Source organism: Azospirillum mesophilum, from assembly GCF_053470405.2.
On sequence record NZ_JBPXMQ020000027.1, the window covers coordinates 11,345 to 31,464 of the forward strand.

Sequence of the window (20,120 nt, forward strand, 5' to 3'; positions counted from 1 at the left end):
GAGCCACGCCCCTCACGCCGCCCCTCACGCTGACGGGAGCCGCCCGCATGCCGGCCGTTTTCGGTCCCACCGCCAACCTCGTGACGAAGGTCGTGCTGTGCACGGCCGTCGCGGGGGCGGTGACGCTGGCCGGCGGGGGATGGCTGTTCCCGAAGGTCCGCTACTACACGGAAAAGAGCTTCGTGCAGACGCAGCCGGTTCCCTTCAGCCACGAGCATCACGTCAGCGGGCTGGGGATCGACTGCCGCTATTGCCATACGTCGGTGGAGGTGTCGGCAACGGCCGGGCTGCCGCCGACGCATGTCTGCATGACCTGCCATTCGCAGATCTGGACCAACGCCAAGCTCCTGGAACCGGTGCGGCAAAGCCTCGCCCAGGGCGTGCCGCTGCGCTGGAATCGGGTCAACGCGCTGCCCGACTACGTGTTCTTCAACCACAGCATCCACGTCGCCAAGGGGGTGGGCTGCACCACCTGCCACGGTCCCGTCGACCGGATGCCGCTGACCTGGAAGGGAGCGAGCCTTCAGATGGGCTGGTGCCTCGGCTGCCACCGCGATCCCGCCCCGAACCTCCGCCCGCGCGAGGAGGTGTTCAACCCGGACTGGAAGCCCAGCCCCGACACGCCCTCCGGAGAGCGGCTGGTGGCGATGTACCACATCCACCCCGAAACCCTGTCCGACTGCTCGGTGTGTCATCGATGAGCGAGGATCCGGTGACCGACCGCTCTTCCATCGCCCGCCGCCTGGACGGCAAGCGGGGCCGCGCCCTGTGGCGCAGCCTGGGCGAGCTTGCGCGCGAGCCGGAGGTGATGGCGCTGCTCCAGCGGGAGTTTCCGGGCCTGCCCTCCATGGCCGAGGCGCGGATCGGCCGGCGCCGCCTGCTGGAGCTGATGGGGGCGTCCTTCGCGCTCGGCGGGCTGGCCGCCTGCGGGCAAAGCACCGTCCCTGACGAGGCGGTGCCCTATGTGGAAATGCCGCCGGGCCTCGTCCCCGGCCTGCCGCGCCGCTTTGCCACGGCGGTGACGCGCGGCGGCTACGCCGACGGAGTTCTGGTCATCCACCAGATGGGCCGCCCGGTGCGGGTGGAGGGCAACCCGGCCCACCCCGCCAGCCTCGGCGCGCTGGACCCGGTCATCCAGGCGAGCATCCTCGACCTCTACGACCCCGACCGGTCGCAGAATGTCCTGTCCCAGGGCCGCATCGCCGGCGCCAATGCCTTCGTGACGGCCCTGACGGAGCGCGCGGCCCTGTTGCAGGCCCGCCGGGGGCAGGGGCTGCGCGTGCTGACCGGCGCCGTGACCTCGCCGACGCTGGCCGCGCAGATGGAGGCGCTGAGGCGCCGCTTCCCGGAGATGCAATGGCACCGCTGGGAGGCGGACGGGCGGGACAACGCGCGGGCCGGCGCCACGCTGGCCTTCGGCTGGCCGGTCGAGACGATCCCGCAGGTCGACCGGGCGAAGGTCATCCTCGCCATCGAAAGCGACCTGCTGGACGGCACCCCCGGCCATCTGCGCCACGCCCGTGACTTCGCGCGCCGGCGCCGTGCGGCGGAGGAGGGCGATCCAGACGGGATGAGCCGCCTCTACGCCGTGGAAAGCACGCCGACCCTGGCCGGCGCCCGCGCCGACCACCGCTTCGTCGCCCGTCCGGATGAGATCGAGGGTGCGTTGCGCGCGCTGGCCGCCGAACTCGGCGCCGGGCCGGCGGACTGGAAAGGGCGGGGGCCGGGCTGGGTCGGCCCGGTGGCCCGCGATCTGGCCCGCAACCGGGGGGCGGTGCTGCTCCACGCCGGCCCGGCGCAGCCAGCCGCCGTGCACGCGCTGGTCCATGCCGTGAACGCGGCACTCGACGCGCCGGTCGTCCACACCGACCCGGTGGAGGTCGATCCGGTGGATCACGCGGCCTCGCTGGCCGCGCTGGTCCGGGACATGGCGGCGGGCCGGGTGGACACGCTGGTGATGATGGGCGTCAACCCGGCCTTCACCGCCCCGGCCGATGTCGGGTTCATCGAGGCGCTGGGGCGGGTGCCGCTGTCCGTGCATCTCGGCACCCATGTGGACGAGACCGCCATGCTGAGCACATGGCACGTCCCGGAATCGCACGTTTACGAGCGGTGGAGCGACGCCCGCGCCTTCGACGGCACCGCGACCATCATCCAGCCGCAGCTTCAGCCGTTGTGGGCCGGCTGGTCGCCGCACGAACTCCTCGCCGTGCTGGGCGGGGAGCCCCGACCGAACGGGATGGGCATCGTCCGCGACCACTGGATGCAGGCCGCGCGAGACCGTGGAGAGGCGGACGCGGAGGCCTTCTGGACGGAGTCCGTCCGCGTGGGCGTGGTGGAGGGCAGCGCCGCCTCGCCGGTCGCGGTGCGGGTGGCCGGCGACCTCGCGGAACGCCTGCCGCCCCCCGTGGCGTCGCTGGCCTCCGGGGCACTGACCGCGCTGTTCCGGCCGGATCCCTGGCTGCGCGACGGGCGGCACGCCAACAACGGTTGGCTTCAGGAACTGCCCCGCCCCCTCACGACGCTGACCTGGGACAACGCCGCGCTGCTGGCGCCGGCCACGGCGGCCCGGCTCGACCTGAAGAACGAGGATGTGGTGGCGGTGACGACCGCCGCCGGGACCGTCCATGCGCCGGTCTGGGTGGTGCCCGGCCACGCGCCGGACTGCGTCACCCTGCCGTTCGGCTTTGGGCGGCGGGTCGCCGGAAGGATCGGCAAGGGTATCGGCTTCGACGCCTTCCGGCTGCGCGCTCACAATTCACTTTGGCAAGCGGCTGTGGAACTGCGCAAAACGGGCGACACCCACCGGCTGGCGGCGACGCAGCACCACCAGATGATCGAATCGCCGGACCCGGTCCGCGCGGCGACTCTGGACGAATTCCGGGAGAACCAACACTTCGCCCAAAGGCCGGAGCCCGACCAGTCGCTCTATCCCGCCTGGGAGTACAAGCGGAACGCCTGGGCGATGGCGATCAACCTCAATTCCTGCATCGGCTGCGGGGCCTGCACCGCCGCCTGCCAGGCTGAGAACAACATCGCCATCGTGGGCAGGGAGGAGGTGCTGCGGAACCGCCAGATGCACTGGATCCGCGTGGACACGTGGTACCGGGGCGGGGCGGAGGCGCCGGAGGAAACATTCTTCCAGCCGATGCCCTGCATGCATTGCGAGAACGCCCCCTGCGAGGTGGTGTGCCCCGTCGCGGCGACCGTGCACGACAGCGACGGGCTGAACGTGATGGTCTACAACCGCTGCATCGGCACGCGTTTCTGCTCCAACAACTGCCCATACAAGGTCCGGCGCTTCAACTACTTCAACTATTCGCAGGACGACCCGCGGCTGTCGCTGTCCTGGAATCCCGACGTGTCCGTGCGGGCGCGGGGCGTGATGGAAAAGTGCACCTACTGCATCCAGCGCATCCGCGAGGCCCGCATCGCCGCCGACCGCGAGGGGCGCCCCATCCGCGACGGCGAGGTGACGACCGCCTGCCAGCAGGCCTGCCCGGCGGAGGCCATCGTCTTCGGCGACGCCAACGACCCGGACAGCGCGGTCCGCCGGCGCAAGGGGAGCCCGCTCGACTACGGAGTCCTGACCGAGCTGAACACCCGCCCGCGCACCACCTACCAGGCGCGGCTGCGCAACCCGAACCCCGACATTCAGGAGGCGTGACCGGTGAGCGTCGTCGCGGAGGATCCTCGGCGGGTGGGGCAGGTGGGGCGGGTGGTGGAACCGGGCGTGACGCCGCGCTCGGTCACCGACCATGTCAGCGACCTCGTGCTGGAGCGGCCGACGCCGCTCTGGTGGTGGATCGGCTTCGGGCTGTCGCTGGGCCTGTTGCTGCTGTTCGCGGTGGCGCTGGGCTGGCTGTTCGTGCGCGGGGTGGGGATCTGGGGCATCGACTGGCCGGTCGCCTGGGGCTTCGCCATCGGGAACTACGTCTGGTGGGTCGGCATGGCGAGCGGCGGGACCATCATCTCCGCCCTGTTCTTCCTGACCCGGTCGGAGTGGCGCAGCGCCACCAGCCGCATCGCCGAATCCATGACGGTCTTCTGCGTCGCCTGCGCCGGCATCATGCCGATCATCCACCTGGGGCGCTGGTGGTATTTCTACTGGCTGTTCCCGTACCCCAACACCATGGCGGTGTGGCCGCAGTTCCGCAGCCCGCTGCATTGGGACTTCGTGGCGATCCTGGTCTACGTGATCGGGTCGGTGGTCTTCTGGTACGTCGGGCTGATCCCCGATTTGGCGACCCTGCGCGACCGTGCGACGCGGCGCTGGCAGCGGATTCTGTACGGCATCCTGGCGCTGGGCTGGCAGGGGTCGTCGCGGCACTGGCGGGCGTTCAAGTCTCTGTACCTCGTGCTGGCGGCGCTGATGGCGCCGCTGGTCTGCTCCATCCACAGCATCGTCGGGCTGGATTTCGCGGGCGGCCTGACGCCCGGCTGGCACGAGACGCAGTTCCCGCCCTACTTCATCTTCGGGGCGGTGCTGTCGGGCTTCGCCGTGGTGCTGATGCTGGTCATCCCCCTGCAACGCGCCTTCGATCTCTCCGGGGTCATCACGCTGCGCCACATCGACGTGCTGGCGCGGCTGATGCTGACGGCCAGCCTGCTGCTGTCCTACTGCTACTTGCTGGAAGTCTTCATGCCCTTCTACCGGGGGGAGGAGCGGGAGATTACCGAAGTCCTCGCCCAGCTCGGCGGCTATTACGCGCCCTGGTACTGGGCGAAGATCCTGCTGAACGGCGTGGTTACACAGCTTTTGTGGAGCCGCGCGGTGCGGCTGAACCGGCCGCTGCTGTTCCTGATCGCGGCGGGTGTGGTGGTCGGCATGTGGATCGAACGCTACGTCATCGTCGTTTCCGGCCTGCACCGGAATTACAGTGAATCGAGTTGGTTCGTCTTCAACCCGACCTTCTGGGACTGGGCGACGCTGGCCGGGTCGGTGGGGCTGTTCCTGGCCGGCTTCTTCCTGCTGCTGCGCTTCATCCCGATGGTCTCGATGTTCGAGATGCGCGAACTCCTGCACAAGAAGCGGAGGGAGGGGGGATGAGCCGCATCGTCGCCGCCTTCGACAGCCCGGACGCCATGCTCGACGCGCTGCGCCGCCTGCGGGAGGGCGGATTCTCGCGCATGGAGGTCTACGGTCCCCACGCGGTGGAGGGGGTGGACGACATCCTGGGCCGGCGCGGCGGGGCGCTGCCGCTGGTCATCTTTGCGGCCGGGGTGGTGGGCGCCGTCGCGGGCTTCATCCTGCAATACATCGGCATGGCGGTGCATTACCCGCTGAACATCGGCGGGCGGCCGTTGAACAGCTGGCCGGCCTTCAGCACTACGACCTTCGAGCTGGCCGCCCTGTCGATGATCCTGGCGGGGATCGTCGCCTTCGGCTGGTCCTGCCGTCTGCCGCGCCTGTATGACCCGATTTTCGACGCGCCAGGGATGGAGCGCGCCTCGCAGGACCGGTTCCTGATCAGGGTGGAGGCGCGGGACGGCACCGGCGACCGCGAACTGCTGCACCGGCTGCTCGCCGGCACCCCGGCCCGGATCGCGGAGGTGCCGCCATGAGGGTGCCGGCTCTGCTGATCCTTGCCGTGATGGCGCTGGGGGCCTGCGACAACATGGCGGACCAGCCGCGCGACAAGACGTGGCGCCCCGCGAACGCGCTGCCCGACCGCAAGATCTGGCCGCCCGTCCCGCCCGCCGGAACCGTCGCGCGGGAAGATGTGCCCCGCCCGGCGCCAGCGCTGACCCCGGCCCTGCTGGCGCGCGGAAAGGAGCGGTTCGAGGTCTACTGCACCCCCTGCCACGGCTATCTGGGGGAGGGCGACGGCATGATCGTCAAGCGCGGCTTCCCCGCACCCCCCTCCTTCCACATCGACCGGCTGCGCGCGGCGCCGACGCAGCATTTCTACGACGTCATCACGCAGGGCTGGGGCGTGATGTATTCCTACGCCGACCGCGTGGATTCCGACGACCGCTGGGCCATCGCCGCCTACATCCGCGCGCTTCAGGACAGCCAGCGCGTTGCCGCCGCGTCCCTTCCCGACCCGGTGCGGGAGGGCTTGCGATGAGCTGGGAGGCTCTGCTGCGCGGCTGGCTGGCCGCCTTCGCCTTCTGGATCGGGCTGCCGCTCGGCGCGCTGATGCTGCTGTTCGCCCACGACCTGACCGGCGGGCGCTGGGGCCGGGCGGCCTGTGCGCCGCTGACGGCGGCGGCCTCGACGCTGCCGCTGCTCGCGGTTCTGCTGGTGCCGATCCTGCTGGCGCTGCCGCTGGTCTACCCCTGGGCGCGGCCGGAGGCGGCGGCGCATCTGAAGAACGGCTTCTACCTGAACGCCCCCTTCTTCATCGCGCGCTCGGTGGTCTATGTCGCGGTTTGGCTGCTGCTGTGGTGGATCCGGGTGCGGCGGGAGGGGGCTGGGCCGCTCGCCGCGCCGGGGCTGATCCTGCTGGGCCTGACCGCCACCTTCGCGGCCTTCGACTGGACCATGTCCATCGAGCCCGACTGGGGCTCCAGCGTCTACGGCATGATGGTCATCAGCGGCCATCTGCTGGCGGCGCTGGCCCTGGCGACGCTGACCGCCGTCCTCACCGGTTCGGCGCCGGAGCCCGGTCCGCGCATGGATTTGGGCAGCCTGCTGATCGCGGGCGTGCTGCTGTGGTTCTACCTGTCCTTCATGCAGTTCCTGATCGTGTGGGAGGAAAACCTGCCGCACGAGATCTCCTGGTATGTGCCGCGGCTGGCCGGCGGCTGGGGCTGGCTGGCGGTGCTGGGGGCCTTCGGGCAGGGCGTGCTGCCCTTCTTCGCGCTGATCTGGTGGCCGGTGAAGCGCAGCCGGGTGGGGCTGGCGGCGGTGTGCGCGCTGCTGCTTGCCGCGCATGTCCTGGAATGCTGGTGGCTGGTCCTGCCGGGGACGGCGGGCGGCTGGACGTGGTTCGCGCCGCTGGCGACGTTGGTGATGGGAGCCGCCTGGGGCGGGTTCTATCGGTGGAATCTGGTAGCTGGCCGGCGGCGGCTGGATCGGGTGACTGCACGTGCCGCCGGGATGGCGGAGGGGGCGCGCCATGGATGATCTGGCGCGGATGAACCGGAGCGGCGGTGTGGGCGCCCGCGTTGCCGGGGTGGCGGCGGCCCTCCTGTTCGGCCTGTCGAAGCGCGGTCACCGCCCGCCGCCGGAGGAGGATGCCGGCAATCCCGACACGCGGGTGGAGACGCGCGACACGCCGCTCTGGGTGATTGGTCTGCTGGCCGGGCTGGCCGCCGGCCTGATCGTGCTGGTGGTCGTTGCGCTGATGTTCGTCTTCCCCGACGCCACGCGCGACCAGCCTAAGGGGCTCGTCACCGCCATGCCGGAGCCCCAGCTTCAGACCAAGCCCGCCGCCGACATGCGGGCCTACCGGGCGGAGGCGGAGCGGCGGCTCAACAGCTACGGCTGGGTGGACCGGCAACAGGGCGTCGCCCGCGTTCCCATCAACGAGGCGATGCGCCGGGTGGCGGAGCAGGGCATCCCCGACTGGCCGGGGGCGAAGCCATGATCGCGCTGCTCCTGCTCGTTCTTATCGCGGTCCTGCCGTCTGGAGCCGCACGGGCGGCCCCGTCCACGCTGCCCGCGTCGGCCTTCGGCGAGCTGGCCTTCGCGCAGCATCCCGGCGCGCAGTTGCCGAAGGACGTGACCCTGCGCGACGAGCAGGGGCGGGCGGTCGAGACCGGCGCGCTGTTCGCGGAGCGCAAGCCGCTGGTCCTCGTCTTCGACTATTTCCACTGCACGACGCTGTGCGGCGTTGTCCTGGGCGACCTTGCGGCGGCGCTGCAAAAGGTTCCGCTGGAGCCCGGCCGGGATTATGGCGTGCTGGCGGTCAGCATCGACCCCGGCGAGACACCCGCCGACGCGGCGGCGCTGAAGGCGCGGCACCTCGGCCGCGACCCCGCCTTCGCCGACGCCGCGCGTTTTCTGACCGGGGAGGAGGGGGCGGTGCGGCGCCTTGCCGACGCGGCGGGCTTCCCCTACCGCTTCGACCCGGCCATCGAGCAGTACGCCCATCCCGCCGGCGTGGTGCTGCTGGCGCCGGGCGGGGTGGTGTCGCGCTACATCCTCGGCGTCGGCTACGACCCGATGGATTTGCGGCTGGGGCTGGTGGACGCCTCGCGCGGGGCCATCGCGTCGGTGGCGGAGCACGCGCTGCTGCTCTGCTACGCCTACGACCCCGTGCAGGGGCGGTACAGCCTCGCGATCGGCGCGCTGGTGAAGGCGACGGGGGCCGTGTCGATGCTGGCGCTCGGCCTCGTCGTCGTCCGCGCCGCGCGCCCGGCGGGGAGGGGGTGAGCCGCGATGGGAAGCGACATCCAATTCCTGCCGGCCACGGCCTCCGCCCACGCCAGTTCGATGAACTGGCTGTTCGCCGGGCTGGTCGCGACCAGCGGCTTCATCCTGCTGCTGGTCTTCGGGCTGATGATCACCTTCTGCGTCCGCTACCGCAAGGGCAGCAAGGCGGAGCGCGGCGACCGGCTGCGCCGGACCTGGAGGGTGGAGGTGGCCTGGACGGCGGCGACCTTCGTCCTGTTCCTCGGCCTCTACGCCTGGGGGGCCGACCTTTACATCACGCTGCACCGTCCGCCGCCGGACGCGACGGACATCTACGTGGTCGGCAAGCAATGGATGTGGAAGGTCGAGCATCCCGGCGGCCAGCGGGAGATCGACGCCCTGCATGTTCCCGTCGGGCAGCCGGTGCGCCTCGTCCTCAGCTCGCAGGACGTGATCCACGACTTCGCGATCCCGGCCTTCCGCATCCGCCAGGACGCCGTGCCCGGCCGGTACGAGATCCTGTGGTTCACCCCGACCAAGGTCGGCGACTACCGCCTGTTCTGCGCGGAGTTCTGCGGCACCGACCATTCCCACATGGGCGGCATCGTCACGGTGATGGAGCGCGGCGACTTCCAGCGCTGGCTCGACCAGCAGGGCACCGGGGAAACGCTGGCGCAGGAAGGGGCGGCGCTGTTCCGGCAATACGGGTGCAGCGGCTGCCACGGCGGCGCCAGCACCGTGCACGCGCCGCCGCTGGAAGGGCTCTACGGCCGCCCGGTGCCGCTGGCGAGCGGCGAGACCGTCACCGCCGACGACCGCTACATCCGCGATTCCATCCTGATGCCGAAGGCGCAGATCGCCGCCGGCTATCCCGCCATCATGCCGTCCTTCGCCGGCCAGATCGGCGAGGAGGATCTGGTCAGGATCGTCGCCTACATCAAATCCCTGGGAAACGAATCCCTGAGGCCGGCGGAGAGGCCCGCAAGATGACCACCGCGACCTTCACGGACGAGCCCGCCGCCGCCCCGCCCAGCTATCTGACGGCGGAGGGCTTCACGCTGCGGTCCTGGCTGCTGACCAGGGATCACAAGCGGATCGCCATCCTCTACACCCTGTCCATCACGCTGTTCTTCTTCGTCGGCGGCGCGGCGGCGACCCTGATCCGTTACAACCTGATCACGCCGGCGGGGGTCTTCCAGCCGGACACCTACAACCGGCTGTTCACCATGCACGGCATCGTCATGGTGTGGTTCTTCCTGATCCCGTCGATCCCGACGACGCTGGGCAACTTCCTGATCCCGCTGATGATCGGGGCGAAGGATCTGGCCTTCCCGCGCCTGAACCTGCTGAGCTGGTACCTGTTCGTCTTTGCCGGCACGCTGGGGCTGGTCGCCATCGCCGCCGGCGGGGTGGACACGGGCTGGACCTTCTACACGCCATTCTCGTCGATGTATTCCAACGGCTACGTCGTGCTGGCGCTGGCGGCGGTGTTCGTGTCGGGGTTCTCCTCGATCCTGACGGGGCTGAACTTCATCGTCACCATCCACCGGCTGCGCGCGCCGGGCCTGACCTGGTACCGGCTGCCGGTGTTCATCTGGTCGAACTACGCCACGGCGCTGATCCTGGTGCTGGCGACACCGGTCCTGGCGATCACGCTGGCGCTGGTCGCGGTGGAGCGGCTGCTGCGCGTCGGCATCTTCGACCCGGCGCTGGGCGGGGACCCGCTGCTGTTCCAGCACCTGTTCTGGTTCTACTCCCACCCCGCGGTCTACATCATGATCCTGCCGGGCTTCGGCGTGATCAGCGAGATCGTGCCCTGCTTCGCGCGCAAGCCGCTGTTTGGCTACAAGTTCGTGGTCTGGTCCAGCATCGCCATCGCCGGCATCGGCTTCTTCGTCTGGGCGCACCACATGTTCGTGGCCGGCATCTCGCTCTACGCCGGGCTGGTCTTCTCGCTGCTCAGCTACATCATCGCCGTGCCGTCGGCCATCAAGGTGTTCAACTGGACGGCCACGCTGCACAAGGGCTGGATCAGCTTCGACGCGCCGATGCTCTACGCGCTGGGCTTCATCGGGCTGTTCACCATCGGCGGGCTGACGGGGCTGTTCGTCGCCAACCTGGCCTTCGACGTGCACGCCACCGACACCTATTTCGTGGTGGCGCATTTCCACTACATCATGGTCGGCGGGATGGTCAGCGCCTATTTCGGCGGGCTGCATTACTGGTGGCCGAAGATCACCGGGCGGCTTTACCCGGAATGGTGGGGGCGGCTGGCCGCGCTGCTGATCTTCTTCGGCTTCAACCTGACCTTCTTCCCGCAGTTCATCCTGGGCTATCTGGGGATGGAGCGGCGCTACGCCACCTACCCGCCGGAGTTCCAGATCTGGAACGTGCTGTCGTCGGCCGGCGCGTCAATCCTGGCGGTCGGCTACGCGCTGCCGCTGTTCTACCTCGGCTGGTCGCTGATCCGGGGGGAGCGCGCGGGCGACAACCCCTGGGCTGCGACCGGGCTGGAGTGGCGGACCAGCTCCCCGCCGCCGCCGCACAACTTCGACGTGACGCCGACCGTCACCCGCCCGCCCTACCAGTACCGGCCGGACGCGGAGCCACAGGATGCCTGAGCTTCAGCCCGAACCCCAATACGCCACGATGCGCCAGCAGGCGGAGACCGCCGGCTTCGGCATGTGGGTCTTCCTGGCGACGGAGGTGCTGTTCTTCGGCGGCATGCTGTTCGCCTACACCCACGCCCGCGCCACCTTCCCGGAGGGCTTCGCCGAGGCCGGGCGGGAGACGAAGATCGTGATCGGCACGGTCAACACGGTGGTCCTGCTGACCAGCAGCTTCACCATCGCCTGGGCGGTGCACGCGGCGGAGCGGGGCCGGCAACGGACGGTGACGCGGCTGCTCGGCGTCACGGCGCTGCTGGGGTTGCTGTTCCTCGGGCTGAAGGGGCTGGAATACTACAAGGAATGGTCGGAGCATCTCGTGCCCGGCCTGAATTTCGACAAGACCGGCCCGCAGGCACACGCCGTGGAGCTGTTCTATTTCCTGTACTTCATGCTGACCGGGGTGCACGGCGTGCATGTCGCCGTCGGCATCGGGCTGGTCGCCGTGATGGCGGTGCGGAGTTGGCGGGGGGCCTTTTCGTCGCGTTACTACACGCCGGTGGAGGTGACCGGGCTTTACTGGCACTTCGTGGACATCGTGTGGGTCGTGCTCTACCCGCTGATCTATCTGGTCGGGAGGAGCGGGCCATGAGCAAGGCCGGCGCGGCGCCCCCGCGCTCCCTCGTCCTCACATGGCTGGGGCTTCTGGCGCTGCTCGGCCTGACCCTGGGGTTGGCCTATGTGCCCATGGGGACGTTCAACATCGTCGTGGCGCTGTGCGTGTCGGCCGCGAAGGCCGCGCTGGTCGTCACAATCTTCATGAAGCTGTTCCGCGGCCCGGTCCTGACCCGCGTCGCGGCCGGGGCCGGCCTGTTCTGGCTGGCCATCCTGTTCTCGCTGGCCGCGACCGACTACCTGACCCGCCGGGACGTTCCGGTCGCCGCCCCGCCCCGCGCCGAGAGCGCGACGAGGTGAGCGTTGCGTCCCGCATCGCCGGTCAGCGCAGGCGGAAGCGGAGCCGGCTGCCGGACCGGTCGCGCAGTTGCAGGCGGTCGAAACAGGAGCTGGGCGTGCCGGCCTTGCCCGTGCAGGCGGCCTCTGTGACGACGACGCTCCTCATGGCTTGGCAGGTGGCTTTCCCGAACCGCATCGTGGCGGTGTAGTAGAGCGGGTCGAGCACCGGTTCGCGCTGCGCGTCGAAGCGGCTTTCCTCCAGGAACCGCCCGTCGCGGTCCAGCGCCTGGGCGGCGAGGCTGAGGCGCTGGAACCCGGCGGCGCTTTCGTCCTCGATCAGGATGGGTACGCCGCACCCCTGCGCCGTCCGTGTCACGGCCTCCGGTTCCAGGACGATGGGCACATATTGCCGCGACGGCGAGGGCGCGGAAGGAGCCGGTGCGGGCTCGCGCGCGCAGGCAGTCAGGCCCAGGAAGGCCACGGGCAGGACGGTTTTCAAGACTCGGTCGGCTCGCATGGCGGACCCTCCGGCGGCAATTCCCGTTCGTTACGCCTCGGTCGGCGGCTGGCGTTGCGGCATCGGCTGGCGGTGCGTGTGGACCGCCGACGCGGCACCCCCCTCCCGCGCGCCCAGCACCATCTCCGCCGCCCAGGTCACGAGCAGCGAGGTGTAGGCCTGTTGCCACGGCTCCTCCGACAGGCCGTGGTCGGCCCCCTCGATCACGCGGTAGGTCAGCGAATGGGCCTTCTCGAACGCCTTGCGGTAGTTGGTGATGACCGGGTGCGGGACGATGTCGTCATGCTCGGACTCGACGATGAGCACGTCGCCCGCGAAGGCCGCGCAGGCCTTGAGCGCCCTGTTCTCCGACGCGCGCACCACGCCCCGGCGATAGGTGGCGATCTCGTCCCGGTCGAGCCTCCGCTTGGGCACGTCCCAGTCCTCGTCCTTGTAGAGCGCTGGGACCCGCAGGGCGAGCCAGCGGACGGGGCGCAGCGAACTGAGGATCGTCGCCAGATACCCGCCATAGCTGCTGCCGACCACGGCGATGGCCTGCCGATCGACGCCCCGCTGGGCGGTCAGGACGTCGTAGGCGGCGATCACGTCGCGCAGGTTGTCCTCCCGCGTGACGGTTTCGAACTGCGCGTCGGTGCGGGCGTGGCCGCGCAGGTCGAAGGTCAGGCACACGCAGCCGAGCGCCGCGATCTCCCGCGCCCGCGCCAGATACTGCTCCTGGCTGCCGCTCCAGCCATGAATGAACAGGAAGCCGGGGATGACCGAGGCCGGGGCCACCAGGGTACCGGCGATGTGCTGGTCGTCGACCGCGATGTCGATGCTGTCGTCCCTTGTCGCCATCAATCCAGGTCCATTCGTTAGAGCAGTTTTCCGTTGGACTTAGACGCCTTTCCATCGTCATGACCGGGCTTGACCCGGTCATCCACGCCATCTCGGTATCGTCCATCCGCCGCCGTGGATGCCCGGATCAAGTCCGGGCATGACGGCAGGAAACGGGGTATCCACAACCCATCGAAATCCGCATTAAACGTCCACTCGTTCGATCAGCGTATATTTGGTGATGAAGCCCACCCGCTCGTCCAGACCGCGGAAATGCACGGTCGCTCCCGGCGGAAGTGCTGCGTCCTCACCGTAGGCCTCGACGCAGGTGGCGCGGACCACCCGCAGGGCCGGGTCGCGCCAGAAGGCCTCCAGCGCGGCGATCTCGGCGCCGCTGGCCCCGCCGACGCGCCAGGACTGTTCGAGCACGCCGGAGCGCCGCTGCCCACGGGAGTCCAACCCCTGGAGAACGTCGTAGTTGCGCCGGGAGGCGAAGAAGCCGGGGAAACAGGCCGTCGCGGCGGCGTCGTAGGTCCGGGCCTGCTCCACCGCCAGCCGAACCGGCGGGGGCAGGGGCAGGCCGAGCACGGCGTCGAAGCCGCCCCGCACCACCGTCAGTTCGGACCCGCCGTAGACCTCGGCACCCTCGTTGTCCGCCGTCAGGCGTTGCCGGCCGTGGTAGGTCGCCACGAGGTCGCCGACGCGCACCTGCCCGACGCTGAGCGTTTCCACGTTGGACAGGGCCTCTTCCAGCACCAGACCGCAGCGGGACAGGTCCATGGGATCGGCCGCGTCGAGGGCGGCCTTCAGCCCGGCGGCGTCCTCGACGACGCTCTGCCCGCGACCGCCGGTTTCCCGCACCGGCTTGACGCGCACCGGGCCGCGTTCGAGCAGGCTTTGCCCGGCGCGCCGTGTGTCGTCGCGGGTGTAGGCGGTGAAACCCGGAAGGACCACGTCCCGGACCCGCCGGCCCATCTCGGCGGACCAGCCACGCGGCGCGCGGGCATCCGGGGCGACCAGCGGGTGGGTGATCGCCTTGGTCGCGACGAAGAGGTGGGGGACGACCCCGCCGAACAGGTCGTGCTCCCCGCGGATGCCCAGCGCCCCGGCCTCGGCCACGCCGACCAGCGTGTCGCCGGGCAGGACATAGACCGGGGCGGGATAGCGCCGGGCGGGCTCGAACTCTCCGGCGGCCTCGAAGCCCTTGAGCGCCGCCAGCCGCTCGGCGATGGTGAGGTGGGTGGCACGTTCGTGGCTGCGCGCGTAGCTCCGCTCGCCGGGCCAATAAAGGACCAAGCCCCGGCGCGCGGGCGGCGCGTCCGGAGCGGTGGCCGATGTGGTCTCCGATGGCTCGATCATCCCCGCCCGCAAGCCTCCATGCCGTCGGCTGCAAAGCCCTTCTCCCCTTGGGGGAGAAGGGTTGGGATGAGGGGTCGTTACGCCCGGAAGGGCGGAAAATAGAATTTCCGGCCGGCATTCGCCGGCGCCACCCTCACCCCAACCCCTCTCCCCTGAAGGGAGAGGGGCTTACGGTTTCATCCGCTGCGGGTCGGCACGCAGCGACGATGGAAACTCAACCGAGAACAGCGGGGGCGCGCGAGGATCGCGTTTACAAGTCGGCGGACGGTAGCCTCAGACCCTTCTCGCGCGCGGTGCTCTGGGCGATCTCGTAGCCAGCGTCGGCATGGCGCATGACGCCGGTGGCAGGGTCGTTCCATAGAACGCGCTCCAGCCGTTTCGCCGCTTCCGGCGTGCCGTCGGCGACGATCACGACGCCGGAATGCTGCGAGAAGCCCATGCCCACGCCGCCGCCATGGTGCAGCGACACCCAGGTGGCGCCGCTGGCCGTGTTGAGCAGGGCGTTCAGCAGCGGCCAGTCCGACACCGCGTCGGAGCCGTCGCGCATCGCCTCCGTCTCACGGTTGGGGGAGGCGACGGAGCCGCTGTCCAGATGGTCGCGGCCGATGACGATGGGGGCCTTCAGCTCGCCGCGCGCCACCATCTCGTTGAAGGCGAGGCCGAGGCGGTGGCGGTCGCCCAGCCCCACCCAGCAGATGCGGGCGGGCAGGCCCTGGAAGCGGATGCGCTCCCCCGCCATGTCCAGCCAGTTGTGCAGGTGCGCGTCGTCGGGCAGCAGTTCCTTCACCTTCGCGTCGGTCTTGCGGATGTCCTCCGGATCGCCGGACAGGGCGGCCCAGCGGAACGGCCCGACGCCCCGGCAGAACAGCGGCCGGATGTAGGCCGGCACGAAGCCGGGGAAGGCGAAGGCGTCGGCCACGCCCTCCTCCTTCGCCATCTGGCGGATGTTGTTGCCGTAGTCGAAGGTGGGCACGCCGGCCCGGTGGAAGGCCAGCATGGCCCGGACATGTTCGGCCATCGACGCGCGCGCCGCCTTGGCCACGCCCGCCGGGTCGGTCTCGCGGCGGGCTTCCCACTCCGCCACCGTCCAGCCGGCCGGCAGGTAGCCGTTGACCGGATCATGGGCGGAAGTCTGGTCGGTCACCGCGTCCGGCCGCACGCCCCGGCGCACCAGCTCCGGCAGCACCTCCGCCGCGTTGCCGAGCAGGCCGACGGAGACCGCCTTGCTTTCCGCCGTCGCGGCCTCGATCATGGCGAGCGCCTCGTCCAGGCTGGCGGCGGCCTTGTCGAGGTAGCCGGTGCGCAGGCGGAAGTCGATGCGGCTCTGCTGGCATTCGACGGCGAGGCAGGAGGCGCCCGCCATGGTCGCGGCCAGCGGCTGCGCGCCGCCCATGCCGCCCAGCCCGGCGGTGAGGATCCAGCGGCCCTTCAGGGACCCACCGTAATGCTGGTGGCCCATCTCCACGAAGGTCTCGTAGGTGCCCTGCACGATGCCCTGCGTGCCGATGTAGATCCACGACCCCGCCGTCATCTGGCCGTACATCATCAGGCCCTTGCGGTCCAACTCGTGGAAATGCTCCCAGTTGGCCCAGTGCGGGACGAGGTTGGAGTTCGCGATCAGCACGCGCGGCGCGTCCGCGTGGGTGCGGAACACGCCGACCGGCTTGCCCGACTGCACGAGCAGCGTTTCGTCATCCTCCAGCGCGCGCAGGGATTCCACGATGCGGTCGAAGCATTCCCAGTTGCGCGCGGCCCGGCCGATGCCGCCGTAGACCACCAGCTCCTCCGGCCGCTCGGCCACCTCGGGGTCGAGGTTGTTCATCAGCATGCGCAGGGCCGCTTCGGTCAGCCAGCTCTTGGCGGTGCGTTCGGTGCCGCGCGGGGCCGTGATCTTGCGGGTGTTGTCGAGGCGGGTCATCGCGAATTCCTCGGTCTTTCAGGCAGGGGTGCGGGCAAAGGAAAGGCAGGCGTCCAGCACGGCGCGCAACGTCCGGCGCACCGGGGCGGCGTGGGCGGGGTCGTAGAGCACGGGCCAGTTCTCGGGACCGACCGGGCCTTCCGGCTCGGCCAGATAGGCGCGGGTGGACAGCTCCATCTGGAGGCTGTGCACACCGTCCTGCGGGCGGGCGTGCAGGCGGGTGATGGAGCCGCCCTTGAAGCGGCCGTTGACCACCCAGGACCGTCCCGACGCGGCGGCCATGGCGGCGACCGCCTCCTGCAAGGCCGGGTCGCAGGACCGGCCGCCGTTGGTGCCGATGTTGAAGACCGGCAGCCGCCCCTCGAACAGGCGCGGCACGACGGAGCGGATGGAGTGGCAGTCGTAGACCACCACGCGGGGATGCGCCGCGCGCAGCCGGGCGATCTCCGCCGTCAGCGCCGCGTGGTAGGGAGCGAACCAGCGCGCCCGCCGCTCCGCGATCTCCGCCGCGTCCGGCTCCTGGCCGGGCTTGTAGAGCGGTTCGCCGTCGAAGCTGGTCAGCGGGCACAGGTCGGTGGTTGCCTGTCCGGGGTAGAGCGAGGCGCCGCTGGGGTCGCGGTTCACGTCGATCACCGTGCGGGAGACCGTGGTGCGGACGATGGTGGCGTCCAGCTCCTCCGCGAAATCGTACAGCCGGTCGATCCACCAGTCCGCGTCCTTGCGGGCCAGCCAGGGATCCGCCAGCCGCTCGGCGACGGCGTCCGGGATGTCGATGCCGCCGTGCGGCATGCTGAGGATCAGCGGCGCCGACCCGCGCCGCACGGCCAGCCAGTCGGTGTTCATGCGCTCACTCCCGGAAGATCGAGGCCCGCCGCGGCGATCACGGCGCCGCCGGTCACCAGGGCGGAGGCCTCCACGATGTCGGGGGCGAAGTGGCGGTCGTCCTCCAGCGCCAGGACGGCGGCCCGCAGGCGGTCGCGGACCCGCTCCAGCGCCGGGCTGGAGGCCAGCGGGCGGTGGAAGTCGCAGGCCTGGGCGGCGGCCAGAAGCTCCAGCCCCACCACATGCGCCGCGTTGCGCGCCATGGGCAGCAGGCGCCGGGCGCCGTGGGCGGCCATCGACACATGGTCCTCCTGGTTGGCGGAGGTCGGGATGGAATCGACGCTGGCCGGGTGGGCCATCTGCTTGTTCTCCGACACCAGAGCGGCGGCGGTGACCTGCGGGATCATGAAGCCGGAGTTGAGCCCCGGATTGGGCGTCAGGAAGGCCGGCAGGCCCGACAGCGCCGGGTCGATCAGCATGGCGAGCCGGCGTTCGGTGATGGAGCCGATCTCGCACAGCGCCATGGCGATCATGTCGGCGGCGAAGGCCACCGGCTCCGCGTGGAAGTTGCCGCCGGAGATGACCTCGCCCGTGTCGGTGAAGACCAGCGGGTTGTCGGACACGCCGTTGGCCTCGTCGGCCAGCGTGGCGGCGGCTTGGCGCAGCAGGTCCAGGCAGGCGCCCATCACCTGCGGCTGGCAGCGCAGGCAGTAGGGGTCCTGCACGCGCGGATCGCCGACCCGGTGCGAGGCGCGGATGCCCGAGCCCGCCATCAGCCGGCCGAGCGCGTCGGCCACGTCGATCTGCCCCTGGTGGCGGCGGAGCCGGTGGATGCGCGCGTCGAACGGCCCGTCGGAGCCCTTGGCGGCGTCGGTGGCGAGCGCGCCGGTCACCAGCGCGGACTGGAACACCCGCTCCGCCTCGAACAGGCCGGCCAGCGCCAGCGCGGTGGACACCTGCGTGCCGTTCAGCAGGGCGAGCCCTTCCTTGGGACCGAGCGTCAGCGGCGCCAGCCCGACGCGCGCCAGCGCTTCGGTCGCGGGGACGGTCTCGCCATCGACGAAGAAGGCACCCACGCCCATCAGGGCGGCGGTCAGGTGCGCCAGCGGCGCCAAGTCACCGGAGGCACCGACCGAGCCCTGACCGGGCACCACCGGCACCAGCCCCTTCGCGAAGCAGGTCTGGAGCTGCATCAGCGTGTCCCACCGCACGCCCGACGCGCCCTGGGCGAGGCTGGCGAGCTTCAGCGCCATGATCAGCCGGACGATGGCGGGCGGCAGCGGGTCACCGACGCCGGCGGCGTGCGACAGCACGATGTTGCGCTGGAGCGCCGTCAGGTCGGCGTCGGCGATGCGGACGCTCGCCAGCTTGCCGAAACCGGTGTTGACGCCGTAGACCGGCTCGCCCTTCGCGATGATGGCGGCGATCAGGCGGGCGCCCTCGTCCACCCGCGCGGCGCTGGCGGGGTCGAGGCTGGCGGCCGCACCCCGGTAGATGTCGCGCCAGACGGCGAGCGGCACGGCGCCGGGGCTGAGGACGTGATGAAGGGTCGTCATTGGACGTTGCCTTTCCACACACGGGCGTGCAGGGGGTTGAAGCCGATGCGGTAGACCAGCTCCGCCGGGTTTTCGGCGTCCCAGAGGGCGAGGTCGCAGCGCTTGCCGGGCTCCAGCGTCCCGACCGTCGCCGACAGGCCGAGGGCGGCGGCGGCGTTGCGGGTGACGCCCAGCAGGCATTCCTCCACCGTCAGGCGGAACAGGGTCGCCGCCATGTTCATGGTCAGCAGCAGCGAGGTGAGCGGCGAGGTGCCGGGGTTGCAGTCCGTGGACAGCGCGATGGGGACCCCATGGCGGCGCAGAAGGTCCACCGGCGGCAACCGGGTCTCCCGCAGCATGTAGAAGGCGCCGGGCAGCAGCACCGCCACGGTGCCCGACTTCGCCATAGCGATGGCCCCGATCTCGTCCAGATGCTCCAGGTGGTCGGCGGACAGCGCACCATGGTTGGCGGCCAGCGCGGCGCCGCCCAGGTTGGACAGTTGCTCCGCGTGCAGCTTGATCGGAAGGCCGAGGCGGTGGGCCGTCTCGAACAGGCGGGCGATCTGCGCCGGGGAGAAGGCGATGCCCTCGCAGAAGCCGTCCACCGCATCGACCAGCCCTTCGGCGGCCAGCGTCGGCAGGATGTCGGCGCACAGGCGGTCGATGTAGGCGTCCTTGTCCGTCTCCCCCGGCGGCAGGGCGTGGGCGCCGAGGAAGGTGGTGACCACCTGCACCGGGCGCAGCTCGCCCAGGCGGCGGGCGGCGCGCAGCATGGCGCGTTCGTGCGGCAGGTCCAGTCCGTAGCCGGACTTGATCTCCACCACCGTCACGCCTTCCGCCAGAAGATGGTCGAGGCGGGGCAGGGCGCTCGCCGCCAGCCCGTCCTCCCCGGCGGCGCGGGTGGCCTTGACGGTGGAGGCGATGCCGCCGCCGGCCCGCGCGATCTCCTCATAGGTGGCGCCGAGCAGCCGCATCTCGAACTCGGCGGCGCGGTGGCCGCCGTGGACGAGGTGCGTGTGGCAGTCGATCAGGCCGGGCGTGACCAGCCGTCCGCCGCAGTCGTGGGCCGTGGCATTCTGCGCTTCCGCCGGCAGCCCGTCGCGCGGGCCGGCGTAGAGGATCGTCCCGTCCCGGGCGAGCACGGCGCCGTCCGCGACGACGGCCGCGTCCCGGATCATCGGTGCCAGACGGGCGTTGGTGAAGAGGGCGAGGGACATGAACCCGGCTCCGCCGCTGCTGTTGCTTGAACCTGTCTGTGATTGTATGTACAACTTGATCCGGAAGGCAAGTG

19 protein-coding genes are annotated in these 20,120 nt (G+C 70.6%); 12 read left to right on the plus strand and 7 right to left on the minus strand.

The genetic code is table 11. The features are described from left to right. Positions 1–47: 47 nt before the first annotated feature. From ACSVC7_RS22460 to ACSVC7_RS22515, 12 genes are read left to right on the plus strand one after another with little or no spacing between them, the layout of a single operon-like run. Positions 48–701 (plus strand): cytochrome c3 family protein, encoded by a 654-nt coding sequence (locus tag ACSVC7_RS22460; protein ID WP_448206949.1) that lies wholly within the window; start codon positions 48–50, stop codon positions 699–701. Then, a complete protein-coding gene (locus tag ACSVC7_RS22465) occupies positions 698–3,667 on the plus strand; it encodes a TAT-variant-translocated molybdopterin oxidoreductase (protein ID WP_448206948.1) in 2,970 nt (989 codons plus the stop codon). Before ACSVC7_RS22460 ends, ACSVC7_RS22465 begins: the two co-directional genes overlap by 4 nt. Positions 3,668–3,670: 3 nt before the next feature. Continuing rightward, the gene (nrfD, locus tag ACSVC7_RS22470) at positions 3,671–5,050 is read left to right on the plus strand and encodes an NrfD/PsrC family molybdoenzyme membrane anchor subunit (protein ID WP_448206947.1); all 1,380 of its coding nucleotides are present in this window, start codon (positions 3,671–3,673) and stop codon (positions 5,048–5,050) included. Then, positions 5,047–5,565: a DUF3341 domain-containing protein gene (locus ACSVC7_RS22475; RefSeq protein ID WP_448206946.1), complete on the plus strand. Its 519-nt coding sequence runs from the start codon at positions 5,047–5,049 to the stop codon at positions 5,563–5,565. The genes nrfD and ACSVC7_RS22475 overlap by 4 nt, the downstream gene beginning before the upstream one ends. Continuing rightward, the gene (locus ACSVC7_RS22480) at positions 5,562–6,071 is read left to right on the plus strand and encodes a c-type cytochrome (protein WP_448206945.1); all 510 of its coding nucleotides are present in this window, start codon (positions 5,562–5,564) and stop codon (positions 6,069–6,071) included. The genes ACSVC7_RS22475 and ACSVC7_RS22480 overlap by 4 nt, the downstream gene beginning before the upstream one ends. Next, positions 6,068–7,072, plus strand: a complete 1,005-nt coding sequence (locus ACSVC7_RS22485) for a hypothetical protein (protein WP_448206944.1) — start codon at positions 6,068–6,070, stop codon at positions 7,070–7,072. The genes ACSVC7_RS22480 and ACSVC7_RS22485 overlap by 4 nt, the downstream gene beginning before the upstream one ends. Beyond that, positions 7,065–7,535, plus strand: coding sequence for a hypothetical protein (locus ACSVC7_RS22490; protein WP_448206943.1), 471 nt, complete (start codon positions 7,065–7,067; stop codon positions 7,533–7,535). Before ACSVC7_RS22485 ends, ACSVC7_RS22490 begins: the two co-directional genes overlap by 8 nt. Beyond that, positions 7,532–8,323, plus strand: a complete 792-nt coding sequence (locus tag ACSVC7_RS22495) for an SCO family protein (protein ID WP_448206942.1) — start codon at positions 7,532–7,534, stop codon at positions 8,321–8,323. The genes ACSVC7_RS22490 and ACSVC7_RS22495 overlap by 4 nt, the downstream gene beginning before the upstream one ends. 6 nt (positions 8,324–8,329) lie before the next feature. Continuing rightward, entirely contained in the window at positions 8,330–9,292 is a 963-nt protein-coding gene (gene coxB / locus ACSVC7_RS22500; protein ID WP_448206941.1) for a cytochrome c oxidase subunit II, read from the plus strand. After that, positions 9,289–10,923 carry a cytochrome c oxidase subunit I gene (locus ACSVC7_RS22505; RefSeq protein ID WP_448206940.1) on the plus strand — a complete coding sequence of 545 codons (1,635 nt, stop codon included), beginning with the start codon at positions 9,289–9,291 and terminating at the stop codon, positions 10,921–10,923. The genes coxB and ACSVC7_RS22505 overlap by 4 nt, the downstream gene beginning before the upstream one ends. After that, positions 10,916–11,560, plus strand: coding sequence for a cytochrome c oxidase subunit 3 family protein (locus tag ACSVC7_RS22510; RefSeq protein ID WP_448206939.1), 645 nt, complete (start codon positions 10,916–10,918; stop codon positions 11,558–11,560). The genes ACSVC7_RS22505 and ACSVC7_RS22510 overlap by 8 nt, the downstream gene beginning before the upstream one ends. Next, positions 11,557–11,883 carry a cytochrome C oxidase subunit IV family protein gene (locus ACSVC7_RS22515; protein WP_448206938.1) on the plus strand — a complete coding sequence of 109 codons (327 nt, stop codon included), beginning with the start codon at positions 11,557–11,559 and terminating at the stop codon, positions 11,881–11,883. The genes ACSVC7_RS22510 and ACSVC7_RS22515 overlap by 4 nt, the downstream gene beginning before the upstream one ends. 22 nt (positions 11,884–11,905) lie before the next feature. Here the strand turns inward: ACSVC7_RS22515 and ACSVC7_RS22520 are convergent, their stop codons facing one another. The 7 genes from ACSVC7_RS22520 to hutI all read right to left on the minus strand — a co-directional run bounded on the left by ACSVC7_RS22520 (position 11,906) and on the right by hutI (position 20,046). Then, positions 11,906–12,379, minus strand: a complete 474-nt coding sequence (locus ACSVC7_RS22520) for a hypothetical protein (protein WP_448206937.1) — start codon at positions 12,377–12,379, stop codon at positions 11,906–11,908. Between the two features lie 30 nt (positions 12,380–12,409). Beyond that, on the minus strand, positions 12,410–13,216 hold the full coding sequence (locus ACSVC7_RS22525; RefSeq protein ID WP_448206936.1) for an alpha/beta hydrolase family protein: 807 nt from the start codon (positions 13,214–13,216) through the stop codon (positions 12,410–12,412). A gap of 183 nt (positions 13,217–13,399) precedes the next feature. Beyond that, the gene (locus ACSVC7_RS22530) at positions 13,400–14,554 is read right to left on the minus strand and encodes a DUF3182 family protein (protein ID WP_448206935.1); all 1,155 of its coding nucleotides are present in this window, start codon (positions 14,552–14,554) and stop codon (positions 13,400–13,402) included. A gap of 250 nt (positions 14,555–14,804) precedes the next feature. Next, positions 14,805–16,472, minus strand: coding sequence for a urocanate hydratase (hutU, locus tag ACSVC7_RS22535; protein WP_448206934.1), 1,668 nt, complete (start codon positions 16,470–16,472; stop codon positions 14,805–14,807). A gap of 18 nt (positions 16,473–16,490) precedes the next feature. Further along, positions 16,491–17,315: an N-formylglutamate deformylase gene (hutG, locus tag ACSVC7_RS22540; RefSeq protein WP_448206933.1), complete on the minus strand. Its 825-nt coding sequence runs from the start codon at positions 17,313–17,315 to the stop codon at positions 16,491–16,493. Continuing rightward, on the minus strand, positions 17,312–18,850 hold the full coding sequence (gene hutH, locus ACSVC7_RS22545; RefSeq protein WP_448206932.1) for a histidine ammonia-lyase: 1,539 nt from the start codon (positions 18,848–18,850) through the stop codon (positions 17,312–17,314). Before hutH ends, hutG begins: the two co-directional genes overlap by 4 nt. Further along, the gene (hutI, locus tag ACSVC7_RS22550; protein WP_448206931.1) at positions 18,847–20,046 is read right to left on the minus strand and encodes an imidazolonepropionase; all 1,200 of its coding nucleotides are present in this window, start codon (positions 20,044–20,046) and stop codon (positions 18,847–18,849) included. The genes hutH and hutI overlap by 4 nt, the downstream gene beginning before the upstream one ends. Positions 20,047–20,120: the final 74 nt, after the last annotated feature.

Coding starts and splice junctions, on each gene's coding strand:
- ACSVC7_RS22460 (WP_448206949.1), top strand. CDS start 48: ATGCCGGCCGTTTTCGGTCCCACCGCCAACCTCGTGACGAAGGTCGTG.
- ACSVC7_RS22465 (WP_448206948.1), top strand. CDS start 698: ATGAGCGAGGATCCGGTGACCGACCGCTCTTCCATCGCCCGCCGCCTG.
- ACSVC7_RS22475 (WP_448206946.1), top strand. CDS start 5,047: ATGAGCCGCATCGTCGCCGCCTTCGACAGCCCGGACGCCATGCTCGAC.
- ACSVC7_RS22480 (WP_448206945.1), top strand. CDS start 5,562: ATGAGGGTGCCGGCTCTGCTGATCCTTGCCGTGATGGCGCTGGGGGCC.
- ACSVC7_RS22485 (WP_448206944.1), top strand. CDS start 6,068: ATGAGCTGGGAGGCTCTGCTGCGCGGCTGGCTGGCCGCCTTCGCCTTC.
- ACSVC7_RS22490 (WP_448206943.1), top strand. CDS start 7,065: ATGGATGATCTGGCGCGGATGAACCGGAGCGGCGGTGTGGGCGCCCGC.
- ACSVC7_RS22495 (WP_448206942.1), top strand. CDS start 7,532: ATGATCGCGCTGCTCCTGCTCGTTCTTATCGCGGTCCTGCCGTCTGGA.
- coxB (WP_448206941.1), top strand. CDS start 8,330: ATGGGAAGCGACATCCAATTCCTGCCGGCCACGGCCTCCGCCCACGCC.
- ACSVC7_RS22505 (WP_448206940.1), top strand. CDS start 9,289: ATGACCACCGCGACCTTCACGGACGAGCCCGCCGCCGCCCCGCCCAGC.
- ACSVC7_RS22510 (WP_448206939.1), top strand. CDS start 10,916: ATGCCTGAGCTTCAGCCCGAACCCCAATACGCCACGATGCGCCAGCAG.
- ACSVC7_RS22515 (WP_448206938.1), top strand. CDS start 11,557: ATGAGCAAGGCCGGCGCGGCGCCCCCGCGCTCCCTCGTCCTCACATGG.
- ACSVC7_RS22520 (WP_448206937.1), bottom strand. CDS start 12,379: ATGCGAGCCGACCGAGTCTTGAAAACCGTCCTGCCCGTGGCCTTCCTG.
- ACSVC7_RS22525 (WP_448206936.1), bottom strand. CDS start 13,216: ATGGCGACAAGGGACGACAGCATCGACATCGCGGTCGACGACCAGCAC.
- ACSVC7_RS22530 (WP_448206935.1), bottom strand. CDS start 14,554: ATGATCGAGCCATCGGAGACCACATCGGCCACCGCTCCGGACGCGCCG.
- hutU (WP_448206934.1), bottom strand. CDS start 16,472: ATGACCCGCCTCGACAACACCCGCAAGATCACGGCCCCGCGCGGCACC.
- hutG (WP_448206933.1), bottom strand. CDS start 17,315: ATGAACACCGACTGGCTGGCCGTGCGGCGCGGGTCGGCGCCGCTGATC.
- hutH (WP_448206932.1), bottom strand. CDS start 18,850: ATGACGACCCTTCATCACGTCCTCAGCCCCGGCGCCGTGCCGCTCGCC.
- hutI (WP_448206931.1), bottom strand. CDS start 20,046: ATGTCCCTCGCCCTCTTCACCAACGCCCGTCTGGCACCGATGATCCGG.